17 protein-coding genes are annotated in these 14,921 nt (G+C 51.3%); 3 read left to right on the top strand and 14 right to left on the bottom strand.

What is annotated here, in order from left to right:
- Positions 1-10: 10 nt before the first annotated feature.
- The gene (locus tag DW350_RS11795; RefSeq protein WP_115719058.1) at positions 11-1,324 is read right to left on the bottom strand and encodes an anti-phage deoxyguanosine triphosphatase; all 1,314 of its coding nucleotides are present in this window, start codon (positions 1,322-1,324) and stop codon (positions 11-13) included.
- Entirely contained in the window at positions 1,296-1,844 is a 549-nt protein-coding gene (gene yfbR / locus DW350_RS11790; protein WP_264296862.1) for a 5'-deoxynucleotidase, read from the bottom strand. Before yfbR ends, DW350_RS11795 begins: the two co-directional genes overlap by 29 nt.
- 165 nt (positions 1,845-2,009) lie before the next feature.
- On the opposite strand from yfbR, the gene DW350_RS11785 reads away from it, so the two are divergent.
- A complete protein-coding gene (locus DW350_RS11785; RefSeq protein ID WP_192954664.1) occupies positions 2,010-2,510 on the top strand; it encodes a putative metalloprotease CJM1_0395 family protein in 501 nt (166 codons plus the stop codon).
- Here the strand turns inward: DW350_RS11785 and DW350_RS11780 are convergent.
- The 10 genes from DW350_RS11780 to DW350_RS11735 form a co-directional block, all read right to left on the bottom strand.
- Positions 2,499-3,125, bottom strand: coding sequence for a DUF502 domain-containing protein (locus DW350_RS11780; protein WP_115719055.1), 627 nt, complete (start codon positions 3,123-3,125; stop codon positions 2,499-2,501). The genes DW350_RS11785 and DW350_RS11780 overlap by 12 nt on opposite strands.
- Positions 3,126-3,182: 57 nt before the next feature.
- Positions 3,183-4,250 (bottom strand): OmpA family protein, encoded by a 1,068-nt coding sequence (locus tag DW350_RS11775; RefSeq protein ID WP_226911318.1) that lies wholly within the window; start codon positions 4,248-4,250, stop codon positions 3,183-3,185.
- Positions 4,251-4,662: 412 nt separating this feature from the next.
- Positions 4,663-5,595 (bottom strand): isopenicillin N synthase family dioxygenase, encoded by a 933-nt coding sequence (locus DW350_RS11765; RefSeq protein ID WP_115719053.1) that lies wholly within the window; start codon positions 5,593-5,595, stop codon positions 4,663-4,665.
- A gap of 120 nt (positions 5,596-5,715) precedes the next feature.
- The gene (tpiA, locus tag DW350_RS11760) at positions 5,716-6,468 is read right to left on the bottom strand and encodes a triose-phosphate isomerase (protein ID WP_115719052.1); all 753 of its coding nucleotides are present in this window, start codon (positions 6,466-6,468) and stop codon (positions 5,716-5,718) included.
- 61 nt (positions 6,469-6,529) lie between these two features.
- Complete coding sequence (locus tag DW350_RS11755; protein WP_115719051.1) at positions 6,530-7,570, bottom strand: patatin-like phospholipase family protein; 1,041 nt, start codon at positions 7,568-7,570, stop codon at positions 6,530-6,532.
- Between the two features lie 89 nt (positions 7,571-7,659).
- On the bottom strand, positions 7,660-7,800 hold the full coding sequence (locus DW350_RS19525; protein WP_192954663.1) for a hypothetical protein: 141 nt from the start codon (positions 7,798-7,800) through the stop codon (positions 7,660-7,662).
- Positions 7,794-8,537 (bottom strand): cytidine deaminase, encoded by a 744-nt coding sequence (gene cdd / locus DW350_RS11750; RefSeq protein ID WP_115719050.1) that lies wholly within the window; start codon positions 8,535-8,537, stop codon positions 7,794-7,796. The genes DW350_RS19525 and cdd overlap by 7 nt, the downstream gene beginning before the upstream one ends.
- Positions 8,538-8,541: 4 nt before the next feature.
- Positions 8,542-9,534 (bottom strand): 2-hydroxyacid dehydrogenase, encoded by a 993-nt coding sequence (locus tag DW350_RS11745; protein ID WP_115719049.1) that lies wholly within the window; start codon positions 9,532-9,534, stop codon positions 8,542-8,544.
- Positions 9,531-10,223, bottom strand: coding sequence for an LrgB family protein (locus DW350_RS11740; protein ID WP_115719048.1), 693 nt, complete (start codon positions 10,221-10,223; stop codon positions 9,531-9,533). Before DW350_RS11740 ends, DW350_RS11745 begins: the two co-directional genes overlap by 4 nt.
- On the bottom strand, positions 10,216-10,569 hold the full coding sequence (locus DW350_RS11735) for a CidA/LrgA family protein (RefSeq protein WP_115719047.1): 354 nt from the start codon (positions 10,567-10,569) through the stop codon (positions 10,216-10,218). The genes DW350_RS11740 and DW350_RS11735 overlap by 8 nt, the downstream gene beginning before the upstream one ends.
- Before the next feature lie 204 nt (positions 10,570-10,773).
- On the opposite strand from DW350_RS11735, the gene DW350_RS11730 reads away from it, so the two are divergent.
- Positions 10,774-11,625 (top strand): NAD(P)-dependent oxidoreductase, encoded by an 852-nt coding sequence (locus DW350_RS11730; protein WP_115719046.1) that lies wholly within the window; start codon positions 10,774-10,776, stop codon positions 11,623-11,625.
- Between the two features lie 60 nt (positions 11,626-11,685).
- On the opposite strand, the gene DW350_RS11725 is transcribed toward DW350_RS11730, so the two are convergent.
- Positions 11,686-11,985 carry a YciI family protein gene (locus DW350_RS11725; protein ID WP_115719045.1) on the bottom strand — a complete coding sequence of 100 codons (300 nt, stop codon included), beginning with the start codon at positions 11,983-11,985 and terminating at the stop codon, positions 11,686-11,688.
- A 357-nt stretch (positions 11,986-12,342) separates the two neighbouring features.
- Between DW350_RS11725 and DW350_RS11720 the strand changes: the two genes are divergently transcribed.
- Positions 12,343-14,352, top strand: a complete 2,010-nt coding sequence (locus tag DW350_RS11720; RefSeq protein WP_115719044.1) for a methyl-accepting chemotaxis protein — start codon at positions 12,343-12,345, stop codon at positions 14,350-14,352.
- A gap of 25 nt (positions 14,353-14,377) precedes the next feature.
- On the opposite strand, the gene DW350_RS11715 is transcribed toward DW350_RS11720, so the two are convergent.
- Positions 14,378-14,911 carry a septation protein A gene (locus DW350_RS11715; protein WP_115719043.1) on the bottom strand — a complete coding sequence of 178 codons (534 nt, stop codon included), beginning with the start codon at positions 14,909-14,911 and terminating at the stop codon, positions 14,378-14,380.
- Positions 14,912-14,921 lie beyond the last annotated feature (10 nt).

Raw genomic sequence — 14,921 nt, 5'->3', positions numbered from 1 at the left:
GGGCGCTTTTTTAATGGGGCTGGCGCTCAAAGACAGTGCCGACTTTTGGCAAAAACAAGGTGCCGTAGAGCCTGCCAGCGTATTCATCGGTCATGCCAGCAATATAGTCGGCGATGACTCTGGGGCTTTGGCCTGCCGCTTGCCAGCGCCGCCGGGTATTTTCTGGCAGCAAACGCGCGGGATCGGATGCCAACGCTTCAAACAGTGCCATCACCATTTGTTGGCCCTTGTATTCCAACAGTTGCAGTTCTGGCTTGGTGACCACGCGGTTATAAACGAAATCTTTAAATATCTTTAAAGCCAGATGGTAGTGCTCTGGCAGGCCTGCATTAAAAGCCAGCAGCGGTTGGCTAAAACCGGGTATATCGACCAAGGTTGTGGCGGTGATAAGGCCATTTACCATGGCCCCAATGGCTTTTTTACGAAGGTGGTGTTGACCGGAAAAAAGGTCATCCGCTAATACGTTGAGATCACTACCGAAATTGGGCACATCTAAGGCAGCTAACGGGGAAGCCACATCTTGCTGCCAAGCATCGCGACCCACCAACCCCATGACAATGGCATCTTCCATGTCATGGATGGCATAAGCGATGTCATCACCCAGCTCCATGATTGAACAATCTAAAGATTTAAAAAGGGCTTTGCCGTGTGGCGTGAGGGCTGCAAAGCGGGTGAATTGCGCTTGGTCTTCCTGGCAAAGTGGTGCCAGTACCCAATCGAGGGTGTCGCTATCTTCGTCGTAAATGGCCTTGGCGGGGTACCAGTCGCTTACTTTTAGCTGCCTTGGGTTGGCAGGCACTAACGGCAGCGGGCCGCGCACCTGGCTTTGTTTTACCGGGTATTTGAGCACGCCCAAGAGACTACGGCGGCACAGGTCCATGCCGTTGCCTTCGGTGTAAGGTTCGAGTTTGGCAAGAATACGCAGCGTTTGGCCGTTGCCTTCAAAACCGCCGGCATCGCGCATCATAAAATTAAGCGCCACCTCACCGCCGTGCCCAAAGGGCGGATGGCCAATGTCGTGTGCTAAACACAGCGCTTCAATTAACGCATCCTCGGCAAAGATGTCTTGCTGGGCGGGAAACTTTTGTTTGAGCTGGGCAAGAATACCGGTGCCGATTTGTGCCGCCTCCAAAGAATGGGTGAGGCGAGTACGGTAAAAGTCGCTCTGGCCTACTCCCAGCACTTGGGTTTTTGCCTGTAAGCGGCGAAACGCTGCCGAATGTAACACCCTGGCTTTATCCCGCTGAAAGGGGCTGCGTTGGTCATTCGGGCGCTGGTTTGGGTTGTCACTTGCTCTATTTAACCAGGTGGTGCTCAGGGTCATCGGCAATGTCATCCAGGGAAAGCGAAAAACTGGGTACGAATTCTTCAAGGAAATAGCGCACAGATGGGTTCATGCGTTTATTGATCATGGCCTCGAGGCGACTTTTGGCCTGTGTAAATTCGTGGTTGCCCATATTGAGCTCTTGCAGACACTTGAGATACGCACACAAGGTGTCAGCATCTTTGACGATACTGTGCAGCTCTTGCTCATCTTGCCCCACCATAAAGAGTTGTTGGTAAGCCGCTCTTAGCGCTTCTGGCGCCATATTCACTAAGCGTTCTTCTGCAACAGCTTCAATTTTCTTGTATTCATCGGCAATGGCCGGATTGTAGTACTTCACCGGCGTCGGTAAGTCGCCGGTCAGCACTTCTGAGGCGTCGTGAAAAAGCGCTAGAGTAGCAACGCGATTTGGGTCAACTTTGCCATCAAAGCAGTGGTTTTTTATGAGGGCTAAGGCATGGGCAACCATCGCCACTTGCAGACTGTGCTCTGCCACATTTTCGGATTGGACGTTATACATTAATGGCCAGCGGCGAATGAGCCGCAACCTCGCTAATTGGGCAAATAGATGGCTGGACAAACTGCACTCCTTCGTTCCGGCACACAAAAGAGGTAACACTAGTGGCGAGGGGGTGCAAGGGCGATTATCTTTATGTGAAGCCTTTGTTAAAAGATGCAGTGCCAAGTGCAGACATCATTTACGCCAACATCAAGCACCCCAACCCAGAGTACTAACCCTTTGCAGGTTACCTCTGCAGGTGAGCTTGACGCTGAACAATTACAGGCTTTGGCTAAATTACGCTCTTTGGATCAGGAAGTAAGAGCCCACGAGCAGGCGCATCAAAATGCGGCAGGGCATCTGGCCCAGGGCATGAGCCTTGACTACCAACGCGGTGCCGACGGTAACCGTTACGCTGTTGGCGGTGAGGTGAGTATTGATACGTCCAAGGTCAGTGGAGACCCACAAGCGACGTTAGAAAAAGCACAAACCATTCTTAAAGCGGCTTTGGCGCCGGCAGAACCTTCAAGCCAAGACCGGCAAGTGGCCGCCCAGGCCCAACAGATGATCAGTGAAGCCCGAGCTGCCATCGCTTCGCAGCAACAACAAGAAGCGCAAGGTAACCTTAACAACTACCAAGCACTATCCACGCCGAAAGCCAGTTTGGGGCTAGATTTAACCGCCTGAGGCTTTATTCGCTTTTCTGCTACCATCATGGGGTTTAGATACCCCGCCTGCTACCACCAATGGCAATACTTCAGCGGCAGACATTGCCAATGGCGTGACTTTGTCTTTATCAACTAACACCAGATTGCCGGCAAAATTAAAAGACTGTGGCAAGTAGACGGCGACCTTATTTTCGAGCCCCAGCTCTTCAAGGCTGTCGCGGGTAACAAAGCCTATTACCTCTATTTCACTGTTGAGCTTAACCAGCACCGGTTTGTTAAAACGCTTGTCCTGACCGGTTATCGCCCCTAATAAGTCTTTAATGGCACCGTAAAGTACCTTTACTAGGGGAAGGCGCTCCATGATTTTATCAATCAGGCTAAAGACTTGCCGACCAATAATGTTACCTGCCAGCATGCCGATAAGCATGATGAACACCAGCGTCAGTACTAAGCCTATTGGCGCGATAAGCCATTGCGGCAATGTGGCGCCGGTAAGGCCGTGCAATATTTCGGCAATGGGTTCAAACAGGCGGTTGTAAAAGTAGCGATACAGCGCCCAAACCACGTAAATGGTCAATAGCACGGGTGCTGTGATTAAAAAGCCCTGCAGCAACCAGCGCAACGGTTTAAACATACTTTTTTCCTATAAAAAAAGGGGAGCCAGCGGCTCCCCTGATCGTACTAAAGCCGGTTATTTCGTATCAGGAACCTGTTTGGTTGCTGACAACTTGGCTTCAATGCGACGGTTGGCAGCGCGGGCTTCCTTACTGGTGCCTTCAACTGCCGGTTGGCTTTCACCATAGCCTACGGTTTTGATACGTGACTTGTCGATGCCAAATTGTGAAGCTAAGACATCGCCCACGGATTTAGCGCGGCGCTCAGACAGCTTCAAGTTATAGCTGGCAGCACCGGTATCATCGGTATGGCCTTCAATCACGACGTCCAGCTGCGGGAAGTCCTTCATGAACTTGGCTACTTTCTCTATTTCCGGGTAGTACTCTGGTTTAACTTTATCGGAGTTAATACCAAAGTTAACCAGCAGTTTCTCGGTCACCGTTTGTGTTTCGTACTTGGTACAGCCGCGCTCATCTACTTGGTAGTTAGCGGGCGTACCGGGGCAGGCATCTTGGTTGTCGGGTACGCCGTCACCGTCTGAGTCAACGACGGGCGCTGGAGCTGGCGGCGGCGGAGCTGGCTCATCGTGGGGGGCCGAACCGAAGAAGTATTGGAAACCGACATTGGCTACGTAATCGGTAAAGTTACTGTCATTCTGCTGAGCCGCCACTTCGGCACGAAAGGCGGTGTGCTCAGTCAAGAAGGTACGGTAACCAATGGTTAAGCGGCCAAAGGTGTCTTCCAGTTGTTCAACCTTGGTGCGATTAATACCCAGACCGGTGTAAAAATGATCGGTGATATTAAAGAGCACATCGGCACCGTAAGAATCGCCATAGCCAGACGGGCTATGGTTTTTCAAATCGGCCTGAAGGTAGTCATAATAACCTCTGACTTCCCAGATAGGGTTGATCCGGTAACCAAACTCGAGACCAGGGGTAAAGCTTTTAAATCCGGTATCAGGTTTAAAAGTATCCGAACCTTTTTCTACCATGCGATCTTGATCAAGATCCATAGCACCCAAATAGCCACCCAGATAAAAGCGACCTGACAAGTCATCTTTTGATACATCAGCAGCCTGAGAACCAAAAGCAATTACCATTAAAGTGGCAGCAGCAGATAAGCGAAAAGCGCTAACCTTTTTCATAATCTCTCCCTGCAAAAAGGTATTTAAGGCAACCCAAAACAGGCTGCGATAAAAAGTGTAGGCAATAAATTAAGATTGCGACAACGTAGACAGGGCAGGGGTTTAAGCGTCATTAAGCGGTTTCTTAGATTCTGAAATAGGGTTAACCGCAGCCTAATGGCGTTATTAGTTTTACGGCTTTAAACCGGTGAAATTTGCCATTCCATTCAGCTTCTAATTTGTTTTTCTATGTTTTTTAGATTCAGCAATACCTTAACTAACTTGGTGTTGGTCGTTGCCGGTGTTTTTTTAAACAGAAAATTGTGGGTCTACATCTGTAAGCGCTTTGTGGGCAGATTAAAAATGGAAAAACACAATGCCGAGGTGCATTTTTTGCAATCAAAAATAAAAAAGGCGCTCTGGGCGCCTTTTTTCATTTAATCAGGCCTATCTCTCTAAGCCGTTGCATTAGGTAGTCATCGGCAGTGATGGCTGCTTCCTTTTTGGGATTGCTGTCGCTAACACAACTATCCAGTGCATCTATCAGTACATCGGAATTGAAATGCAGGAAGAAGGGAATGGAGTAGCGAGAACTGGCCGAATAAGGCAGCGGCGGGTTCACCACACGGTGGGTCGTTGATGGCAGCACGCCGTTGGTCATGCGCTGCAGCATATCACCGATGTTACAAATAATGGCGCCTTCAATAATGGAGACTTCTATCCAGCTGCCATCTTTGGCTAGCACTTCCAAGCCTGGCTCGCGAGAGCCTACCAGCAAGGTCAGCACGTTAATATCTTCGTGCGCTGCTGCCCGCACCGACGGTGTACCTTCATCGACGATAGGTGGGTAATGCAGGGGCCGAAGAATAGAATTACCCAAGTTAACCTTGTCGCGGAAAAAATCACGTGGCTGTTTTAAATACACGGCCAGTGCATCCAATACCTTGTTACCTAGCGTATCTAGCGCTTCATATAACGCCAGCATACGCGGTTTAAAGGCGGGTACTTCTTCTGGCCAAATATTCGGCAGTAACTGCGCATGTGGCGATGTGCCTTTCAGTTCTCGGCCAACGTGCCAAAACTCTTTTAAGTCGACATGTTTGGCGTCTTTGGCGATTTCGGTGCCAAAGGGGGTGTAGCCTCGGGCGCCACCTTTACCTGCCAGGTGATATTTGTTTTTTGTTTCTGCTGGCAGGGCAAAAAGTTCGCGGCTAATGTCCAGGGCACCGTGGATGATGTCATCGCTAATGCCATGGTCGGTTAATGCCACAAAGCCGAAAGAGGCGTAGCCGTTACCGATATCTTGGACAAAGGCATCAAAGTCCTGGTCATAACGACTCATGTCGATATGGGGAATGGAAGCCATGCTGTGTTCCTTTGTTATTTTTTAGTGAGGTGTAGTGAAGTCAAAAGCCAGGGGATACTAGACAGCAGCGCATTGAGAGGCAAGATTTGTGGTTAAAAAAACCGCCCTTGGGCGGTTTTTTTAACAAGCGGCTTTAATGATGTTGGTGAACTCGTCAGCATCGAGCGAGGCGCCGCCGACCAAGGCCCCGTCAACATCGTCCATGCTAAAAAGCGCCTTGGCATTGGCGGCCTTTACCGAGCCGCCATATAAAATAGGCAGTGCGGCGGCGCTGTCTTTACTTTGCGCCGCGACTTGCGCGCGAATAAATTCGTGTACTTTTTGCGCGTCAACCGGGCTGGCGGCTTGGCCAGAACCAATAGCCCATACCGGCTCGTAGGCAACCACGGCGTTATCGAAGCTATTACGGCCACAGCGCTTGATAACAGCATGTAATTGGTGGCCTATCACATCTTTGGTTTCACCGTTGTGGCGCTCGGTTTGGGTTTCCCCAACACAAAGCACAGGCACTAAGCCGGCTTCTTTAACGGCTTCAAATTTTCTGGCTACCACATCGTCGTTTTCATGGTGCATAGCGCGGCGTTCGGAGTGGCCAACCAACACATACTTCACACTAAATTCGGTGAGCATGTCGGCGGCCAGTTCACCGGTAAAAGCACCTTGGCGATTGACGTCGATATTTTGGGCGCCAAGGGCAATGGCGCTGTTGGCTAACAGCTGTTCGGCTTGGCCGATATAAAGGGCGGGTGGGCAGACAGCGATATCAACGGTGTTGATACCTTGGGTGGCGGCGTTGAGCTCGGCCAGTAGCTTTTCAACGGACGCTTTACTGCCGTTAAGCTTCCAGTTTCCCATAACCAGTGGACGTCGCATCCTTCACTGAGCTCCTATGTAGGGTCGAATCATTATTATGGCGCGAGAGAATACCACAGCTTTACAGCAGTGCTTGTTGCCATTGGCCGTTTTTGACGGCTGACGCAAAGCTTTCAGCTAAATGGTTTCCTGCATCAATTACCTGTTGCCAATATTGGATACGGGTTTTGTCGTCAAAGTTCTCGAAGTCTTTGCGATCGCTTAATTTTTGGTATGGCAAACCGGCAACCAACGAGGGGGATGGCGCTATCATCACCACCTTGTCGTAGTGGGCGGCGCTGGCCTTACGCCACTTAAGGCTTTTATCAAACCAGCCGGGAATGGCCTTATCGTAAAAATGCGGGTACAGCACCAGGCCATCAGTGTTAATAGGTAAATCAAAGTGGTAATCGATAATGCCGCCGTCGCGGTGCAAAGGGTAGCGACTGCCTTCAACGCTAACCCCTTCCAGTACCAAAGGAATGGCACCGGTGGCTTCCAGGGCTTGGGGCAAGTTTTGCTCGGTCAAGCTTACCATCTCGGTCGGTAAGTCATGGGTGCCAAGCCAGGGTTGATACTGGCCGGTATGAAAAATACTGCGGCTAAAAAATGCCCCCAGACTCTTGCGACTGAGCATATTGCCAAGGGCTGCCACACCAAGGCCAAGCATTTGCGGCGCCTTGCGTTCACTTTGTAACAGGCCACGGCAGCCTGCCGTGACTAAATGCAGTTGATGACGGCTTTGCAGAATGTGTTTGGCGCCATTTTCTGCCAAAAGGGTTTTAACCATGGCCCGGGATGAATCTGAAATATGCTTAGGCGTGGCACCGTCGGCATAGCTTAGGTGGTGATAAAAATCGCGAAAGCGGGTTATTGCGGCCACGGGGTTGGCGGTGGCATGGGCGGCCATGCGCCAGCCTCCAACCGAGCTGCCTAACAGTTTAAGCGGGGCCGTTTGGGGTAAAAAGTCAGCGGCGAGCCATTGGTCAAGCCCTGATAACACAAACCATTTGGGGCCACCTGAGGCGCCCAGCATGGCGGAAAACAGCTCAGGCAAGAAGCCGTCTTTGAGCAGTTTGGCGCGGGCGGTGGTACCGGCTTTAATCACAAAAGGTAAGGACATGGGCCATCAGTTAACAAAACGTAATGGCCCAAGGATGCCAAAACTGGCAAGGCATCAACAATGCTTTTTCAGTGTCAATCGGCTTAGGTTTACAGTTCCACCAGCTTGGGAACCGGTAGCGCCAAGGCGTTGGCGAGCTCAATAACCCCCGAGCTTAAATCAACCCGCCCCTTTTTTTGTGCAACCACAATCTGCTGAGCGGTTAGGGGTAAGCCTTTGACGGCTAACATAATGAGCGCCGCTTGCAAGGGGGCAGGCTTGGGTTGTAGGCGGCATTTTCGATGTAACTGCCGGTAACGATTGCATCGCCCACACGCATGGCTACCCCCGCAAAGGTTTGGGTATAGGGGGCATGGCTGATACTGGCTGCATGCACCGCAGCTGTTACCAAGGCTTCGCTTTCAGGCGCATTAAAATGTTTATCTTCAATGGCTAAGGGCCGTTCTTTTACTGCCAAGTCCCACGGGCCAAAGGCTTCCGGTAAATAGTCGGCCAAGGTCTTTACCGGCTTGCCGGGCAATAATACCCGCAGGCTCAAATCTTCAGACAGCTCACTCATAAACTGGCGGCAATGGCCACAAGGGCTGTAATTGACCGCAAGGCTGGTCAGTTTGGTTTCGCCGCTCTGGCGAGCGTGGGTAATGGCGCACTGTTCGGCATGAATGGTCATACCCAGTGGCGCCGGTGCGTACTCTTGATTGGCTCCTAGATACCAAATACCGCTGCTGCCCTCGACAATGGCGCCGACAAAAAAGTGAGAAATGGGGGCATTCGCAAAGCAGCGCGCCAAAGGCAGCAACGCGAGCATGAGCTGGTCAGGTGCAAGGCCACTTAGGGCGCACCAGTGCCTGACTTGCTCTGGGCTAAGTTGGGCAATAAAGGGCTGCTGTTTTAGCCAAGCGCTGGCGAGCGGTTGCAGTGGTGTTGGGATCAGCGGCAGTGAGTCTGCCAATAACGCGTTGTTCATTCAGTCAGGCCTTGGTCAGTTCGTTGCCGCTTAGCTGCCCTTGATGAAAGGCATTGAGGTTATCGACAGTGGTTTGGGCGATGGCACTTAGTGCTTCTTGTGTGAAATACCCTTGATGGCCGGTTATCACCACGTTGGGGAAGGTCAGTAGGCGCTGAAACACGTCATCTGGAATGATGCGGTTAGATAAATCCTCAAAGAATAAATCCCCTTCTTGCTCATAGACATCTAAGCCAAGGTAACCTAATTGCCCAGATTTTAAGGCGTCAATCGCCGCTTGGGTATCCAGTAGTGCGCCCCGGCTGGTGTTGATGAGCATGGCGCCTTTTTTCATTTTGGCCAAGCTGCCGGCATCAATCAGGTGGTAAGTGTCTGGGGTTAGCGGGCAATGCAGGCTGACAATGTCAGCCTGGGTTATCGCTTGCTCAAAAGGCAGGTACTGGCCGCCAATGTCATCGTTAAAGGCGGTGTTAGGGTAGAGATCGTATGCCACCAGTTTGCAGCCAAACCCCTTAAAAATACGCGCTGTCGCCCGGCCTATGGCGCCGGTGCCAATAATGGCGACAGTTTTGCCGTGCAGGTTAAACCCCAGCAAACCATCAAGGCTGAAGTTATTTTCCCGCACCCGGTTGTAGGCGCGGTGCAAGCGCCTATTTAGCATCATGGTCAGGGCGACAGCATGTTCGGCAACGGCTTCGGGGCTGTATGCCGGTACCCTGGCCACCCTAAGCCCTAAGGTATTGGCCGCTTCCAAGTCGATATTGTTAAAGCCGGCGCAACGTAGCGCGACCATTTTAATGCCTTGCGATTTAAGTTCGGTGAGCACGGGCGCACTGAGGTCGTCGTTCACAAAGGCAACAATGGCTTCGCTGCCTTTGGCCAGCTTGGCGGTATCGCTATCGAGCCTGGGTTCAAGAAAATGCCAATCGATGGTGTCAGGCACTTGGCTTAGTGACGCAACGTCGTATGGTTTTGAAGAAAAAACAGTGACTTTCATACCATTAACTCCGTTATCCAAGGCACCACTAAAGGCGCCACGATGGCGGTAATAATGCCACAAAGACTCAATGCTAAGCCGGAAAAGGCGGCCGCTTCGGCAGATTCTTCAACCATTCTGGCGGTGCCCACCGCATGGGAAGCCGCTCCCATGGCAAGGCCTCTGGCCTGTGGGCTTTTCACTCTGGCTAAATTAAGCAGTGTCGGCCCCACCAAGGCGCCGGTAAAGCCTGCCACCAAGACCAGAACCGCAGTCAGAGAAGGAATACCGCCGATGCGGTCACTTACCCCCATGGCAATGGGGGTTGTTACCGCTTTAGGCGCCAGCGACAGTAACACTTGCCGGTTACCACCTAACCCCCAGCCCAGCAGTAACACCGAGCCCATGGCCAGTAAAACTGCCGCAAGACAGGTTAACAGCAGCGCCTTCCACTGGGCGCGAATAAGCTCTAATTGCTGATAAAGCGGATAAGCCAAGGCAACCACTGCCGGCTCTAAAAAGAAGTTAATTACCTGGCCACCTTTCATGTACTGCTGATAGGGAATTTTTAAATAAATCAGTAGCGGTACCAAAATAATAATGGCCAGCAGCACCGGGTTAAGCAGAGGGCTCTTGGCGCGTATTTGTAGCTCTCTTAGCAACCAATACAGCACCAAGGTGAAGGCCAGTAAGGCAAGCGCTTCAATCATGGCCTTTGGGTCCCCGTTTTTGATAAAGGGTGCCCACCGCCAAAATGATGAAACAGGTCGATACGATACAAGATCCCACCAGCACTAAAGCGTGGTGCTCTAATACGTCTAGATAGTTCATCAATCCAACACCGGCGGGAATAAACAACAAGGTCATGTGGCGAATAAGCGGCGTTGCGGCGGGGACTACCCATTGGGCAGGCAAGCGCTTTGAGCTGAGCAGCGTAAAAAGAATCAACATACCAATGATACTGCCCGGAATAGGCAGGTGGGTCAGGGCGCACAGACCTTTGCCCAAATAGAGGCAGGCAAAAATAATCGCCAATGCCCTTACAAGCTTCATCATGTCTAACAATGCCAATACGAATTCAAAGCCATCTTATCAGAAGCGAGGAAGAGCCAACTTTGGCATCATTCGCACTTTTTATAAGGCTGCTATTTTAAGCGCTAAAAAACCCAGCCATTGAGGTTTGTGAAGGCCAGATTTACCGGCGTAAATATGGCAAGCTAATAGCATTGATGCTGAAGCTTATGCAGCAAAGGAGCTGTTATGAAAGTTGCGTTTTTAGGGCTAGGGGTGATGGGTTACCCGATGGCAGGGCACCTTAAAAAAGCCGGGTTTGAGGTCTGTGTTTATAACCGCACCACAGCCAAAGCTGAAAAGTGGGCCCAAGAGTTTGCGGGTAAATTTGCTGACACGCCTAGCGAAGCTGCAAAAGACGCTGACTTGGTGATGATGTGTGTGGGTAATGACGATGATGTTCGTGCTGTTGCTTTTGCTGCCATGGCTGGCATGAAGGCTGGCGCGATATTGGTTGACCACACTACCGCCAGTGCTGAAGTGGCGCGCGAGCTGTATCAAGCGCTGAGCGATAAAGGCATTGGCTTTTTAGACGCGCCGGTTTCAGGCGGCCAGGCGGGGGCTGAAAATGGCCAGTTAACCGTTATGGTCGGTGGTGATGAAGTTACCTATCAAGCCGCCGAAGCGGTGCTTAAAAGCTACGCCAAGCAGATAAAACGCTTGGGCGAGGCGGGCAGTGGCCAGCTTTGTAAAATGGTCAACCAAATTTGTATTGCCGGCATTGTGCAAGGGCTGTCTGAGGCCATTAACTTTGCTCAAAAAGCCGGGCTTAACGTTGCTGATGTGGTGGAGGTTATCTCCAAAGGTGCCGCTCAAAGCTGGCAGATGGAAAACCGTGCCCTTACCATGGATAAAGGCCAATATGACTTTGGTTTTGCTGTCGACTGGATGCGAAAAGACCTATCAATTGCCCTTGCCGAAGCGCGCCGCAACGGCAGCACCCTGCCGTTAACCGCCTTGGTTGACCAGTTCTACGCTGACGTGCAGCGTCTTGGCGGCAGTCGCTGGGATACATCCAGCCTGTTGGTCAGGCTGCAGTAGCCATAAAAAAACGCAGCCAACGGGCTGCGTTTTTTCTTTTAAAACCCTAACCGCCACCGGTTATGGCAGCACCTTCTTAAAAGGCTTCACGGTGACCTTGGCATAAACGCCAGCAGCAACATAAGGGTCGGCATCGGCCCAGGCCTTGGCATCGTCAAGGCTTGCAAACTCGGCTATCACCAATGAACCGGTAAAGCCTGCTTCACCCGGGTTATCGCTATCAATAGCCGGGCTTGGCCCGGCTATTACCAATAAACCTTTGGCTTTTAATTCTTCCAAGCGTGCTAAGTGTGCCGGGCGGGCTTGCATCCGCAGCGGCAGAGAGTTGGCAACGTCTTCGCTGATAATACTGTAGAGCACGATTTATCTCCTTTTGTCCCGGAAAGAAAAAAGCCCCGGGTAAATAATACCTGGGGCCAAAATATCAGGATGTCTCAGAGATGCACAGACACTGTATCGCAATGTCAGTGCAGGCATTGTCACTGTAAGCGGTGACAGTTTTATGACTTCTCAATCACGGTTTGATGAAAATGCCCTGTTGCGCCCTTATCAGGGGGATGCCGCCGGAAATTGCATTTTTGATAACCAAAAAAGCTTTTTTATCAGCGAGGTGGCGGCGTTTTTTTACTGTCTAAATTTGAAATGGCCACATTCGTCTACAACACTCAATGCACTGCTTATGTTGTTACTGAACCCTGCTAGTGCAAAGAGAACCTTATGTCACTCAGTAATAAAATTCGTTTGGCCTTACTGGTTTTAACTGTGTTAACGCTGATTTTGGCGGCCTTGGCCCATTTCGGGACCAAGGCGCTGCAGCGCAGTGCCGATGAAACAGTCAGTAACCTTATTCCAGCTATTGATGCTGTATTGCAAGCCGACCGTGACTTTTATCAGTCCTTGGTGGCCCGCCAACAAGCGGTGGCGCGCAAAATGGAAGGCAAAGATATTGCCGAGCAGGTGCAAACCCTTAAAGACAACATCGAGCAAGCGGTTCGACGTTCTCAAAAGGCGTCCACCCTGGTGGAACTGCCCAAGGTTAAAGAGCTTGTGGATTCATTCACCAGCGACGCCGGGCAATGGCAGCAACGTGCTTTGGCCAGTCTGGGTACTCAACAGTCATTAGACAAGCTCGAATCCCATGATGATTTCAACCATATTCGCCAGTTTATGGACGAAAGCACCGAGCTTATTGAGCATCATATCGATGCCTTAAAAGCCGCAGCCGATAGTGGCCAAAGCAGTGCTGAGTTGATTCGGTTGATACCCGCTATTGACGGTATCATCCAGGCCGACCGTGATTTTTATCAGGCGCTGGTGGCCCAGCAAGAAGCGGTAGTTCGCACCATTGAAGGCAAAGAGACCAAGGCGGCGCTGGCGATGCGCGACGAAAATATCCAGCAGGCGTTAACGCGTTCTCAAACTGCTGCCGCCGCCGCCAAATTGCCGGATGTTGATGCCTTGGTAAAACGCTTTCATGAAAAGGTTACCCAGTGGGTTAAAGGTGCAGACACGCAGCTAGCAGGCAAGATAAGCATCAGCGAAATTGATTCAACCGACGACTTTGAGCAAATTCGCGAGCTGTTAAACAAGAGTACCGAACTGATAGAAAATCGGGTTAAAGCCAGCACCCAAGTGGCTCATGACAAGGCCAATCGCAACCTGGTGATGCTTTGGGGGGCAGCCGGTATCATCCTGATTATTTTTGTCATTATTGGTTACTACATCCCAACCTATGTAACGAGAACTACCAGCCATTTGCAGCAGCGCATTAGAGACATTGCTCGGGGAGATGGCGACTTAACCGCGCGCCTCGATGTAAAAAACGATGATGAGCTTGGCCGGTTGGCAATGCATTTCAATGAGCTGATGGGCCAGTTGCAGCAACAAATGAAGTCGGTTGCGGCGGTCGCCACCGAAATGAAAAGCCATGCCCAACAAGTCAAAGGCACCGGTACCGAAACCTTGTCGTTGGTAAATGAACAAGTACGCTCTCTGGAGCAACTGGTCACTGCTACCGAGCAGATCACCGCTTCCATTCAAGAAGTGGCAGAAAGTGCTGCCGATTCTGCCAAAGAGGCCAGGGCCGCCAGTGAAGATGCCGAGCATGGTGCCAGCCTTGCCGGTAAGTCGGTGCAGCAAACCCAGGCATTGTCTTCCACCATGACCGATGCTTCTAACGCCGTGTCCTTGTTAGAACAAGAAGCGCAAAATATTGTCACGGTGCTGGATGTGATAGGTTCCATTGCCGAGCAAACCAATTTGCTGGCACTCAACGCCGCCATTGAAGCGGCCCGCGCCGGAGACTCCGGCCGTGGCTTTGCGGTGGTCGCTGACGAAGTGCGCACCCTGGCTGGTCGCACCCAAGAATCGACACAAAATATTCAGCAAATGATCACGCGCCTGCAAAGCGGCGTAAAAGGCACGGTGGATGCTATTGAAAGTGGTCTTTCTGAGGTGGAAGGGACCTTGGCGGCCGTTGAAGAAGCCACTCAGGCCTTTGCACAAATTCAAATGCGTTTGGCGACGGTGAGTAATAAAGCCGACCAAATTGCCGCTGCAACCGAGCAGCAATCGGAAGTGGTCAGTGATATTAACCAAAACCTCAGCCAGCTTGATGCCAAGGCCAAGCAAAGCGCTGTGCATGCCCAAACCAGCGCCGATGAAGGCAAGGCCGTTGAGCACACTGCGCAGCAGTTAAGCCAGGTGGTGGGACGCTTCAAGCTATAAAAAAGCCGCCTTAAGGCGGCTTTTTTTAGGATTTTTCTTGGTCGGGAAGGTGCCGGTAAATCAGCATGCCGCTAATGAGGCAAGCAACTAGCGTGGCGGCCGTGGTGCCAAACAGTTTGAAGTTAACCCAGGTGTTTTGGGAAAACTGATAAGCCACAACCAAGTTGATAACGGACATCAGTGCAAAGAAGGCGCCCCAGCCAAAGGTCAGTTTGCGCCATACCGGCTCTGGTAATTTAAGTTGTTCACCCAGCATCGATTTAATCAGGCTCTTGCCGCCAAACTGGGCGCCGATAAGCGCAACAGCAAAGGCTGCATAAACCACGGTGACCTTCCACTTGATAAAGAGATCGGAATGGAAGGCCAGGGTCATACCGCCAAACACCACCACCGCGGCAAAAAGCCACCATTGCTGTTTGGATATGGATTTCTTAACCAGTTTGACCACCACCAGCATCAGCGCGCTGGCACCAATCAGTGCCCAAGTGGCGGTGTAGATATTGCTGAGTTTGTAGACAACAAAAAAAATAATAAGCGGCAAATAGTCGAGAAAAGCCATGTATTCCTCC

Origin of the sequence: Gallaecimonas mangrovi (genome assembly GCF_003367375.1) — a bacterium.
Taxonomy (GTDB): Bacteria; Pseudomonadota; Gammaproteobacteria; order Enterobacterales; family Gallaecimonadaceae; genus Gallaecimonas; species Gallaecimonas mangrovi.
The sequence above is the reverse complement of the archived record's forward strand: the minus strand, read 5'-3'. Positions and strand labels throughout refer to the sequence as shown.

What these genes read in the sequence shown, in the direction of transcription:
- DW350_RS11740 (WP_115719048.1), bottom strand. Translation starts at nt 10,223, where the DNA reads ATGATTGAAGCGCTTGCCTTACTGGCCTTCACCTTGGTGCTGTATTGG.
- cdd (WP_115719050.1), bottom strand. Translation starts at nt 8,537, where the DNA reads ATGAACAACGCGTTATTGGCAGACTCACTGCCGCTGATCCCAACACCA.
- yfbR (WP_264296862.1), bottom strand. Translation starts at nt 1,844, where the DNA reads ATGTATAACGTCCAATCCGAAAATGTGGCAGAGCACAGTCTGCAAGTG.
- tpiA (WP_115719052.1), bottom strand. Translation starts at nt 6,468, where the DNA reads ATGCGACGTCCACTGGTTATGGGAAACTGGAAGCTTAACGGCAGTAAA.
- DW350_RS11715 (WP_115719043.1), bottom strand. Translation starts at nt 14,911, where the DNA reads ATGGCTTTTCTCGACTATTTGCCGCTTATTATTTTTTTTGTTGTCTAC.
- DW350_RS11755 (WP_115719051.1), bottom strand. Translation starts at nt 7,570, where the DNA reads ATGTCCTTACCTTTTGTGATTAAAGCCGGTACCACCGCCCGCGCCAAA.
- DW350_RS11765 (WP_115719053.1), bottom strand. Translation starts at nt 5,595, where the DNA reads ATGGCTTCCATTCCCCATATCGACATGAGTCGTTATGACCAGGACTTT.
- DW350_RS11735 (WP_115719047.1), bottom strand. Translation starts at nt 10,569, where the DNA reads ATGATGAAGCTTGTAAGGGCATTGGCGATTATTTTTGCCTGCCTCTAT.
- DW350_RS19525 (WP_192954663.1), bottom strand. Translation starts at nt 7,800, where the DNA reads ATGTTAGCCGTCAAAGGCTTACCCCTAACCGCTCAGCAGATTGTGGTT.
- DW350_RS11775 (WP_226911318.1), bottom strand. Translation starts at nt 4,250, where the DNA reads ATGAAAAAGGTTAGCGCTTTTCGCTTATCTGCTGCTGCCACTTTAATG.
- DW350_RS11745 (WP_115719049.1), bottom strand. Translation starts at nt 9,534, where the DNA reads ATGAAAGTCACTGTTTTTTCTTCAAAACCATACGACGTTGCGTCACTA.
- DW350_RS11720 (WP_115719044.1), top strand. Translation starts at nt 12,343, where the DNA reads ATGTCACTCAGTAATAAAATTCGTTTGGCCTTACTGGTTTTAACTGTG.
- DW350_RS11730 (WP_115719046.1), top strand. Translation starts at nt 10,774, where the DNA reads ATGAAAGTTGCGTTTTTAGGGCTAGGGGTGATGGGTTACCCGATGGCA.
- DW350_RS11795 (WP_115719058.1), bottom strand. Translation starts at nt 1,324, where the DNA reads ATGACCCTGAGCACCACCTGGTTAAATAGAGCAAGTGACAACCCAAAC.
- DW350_RS11780 (WP_115719055.1), bottom strand. Translation starts at nt 3,125, where the DNA reads ATGTTTAAACCGTTGCGCTGGTTGCTGCAGGGCTTTTTAATCACAGCA.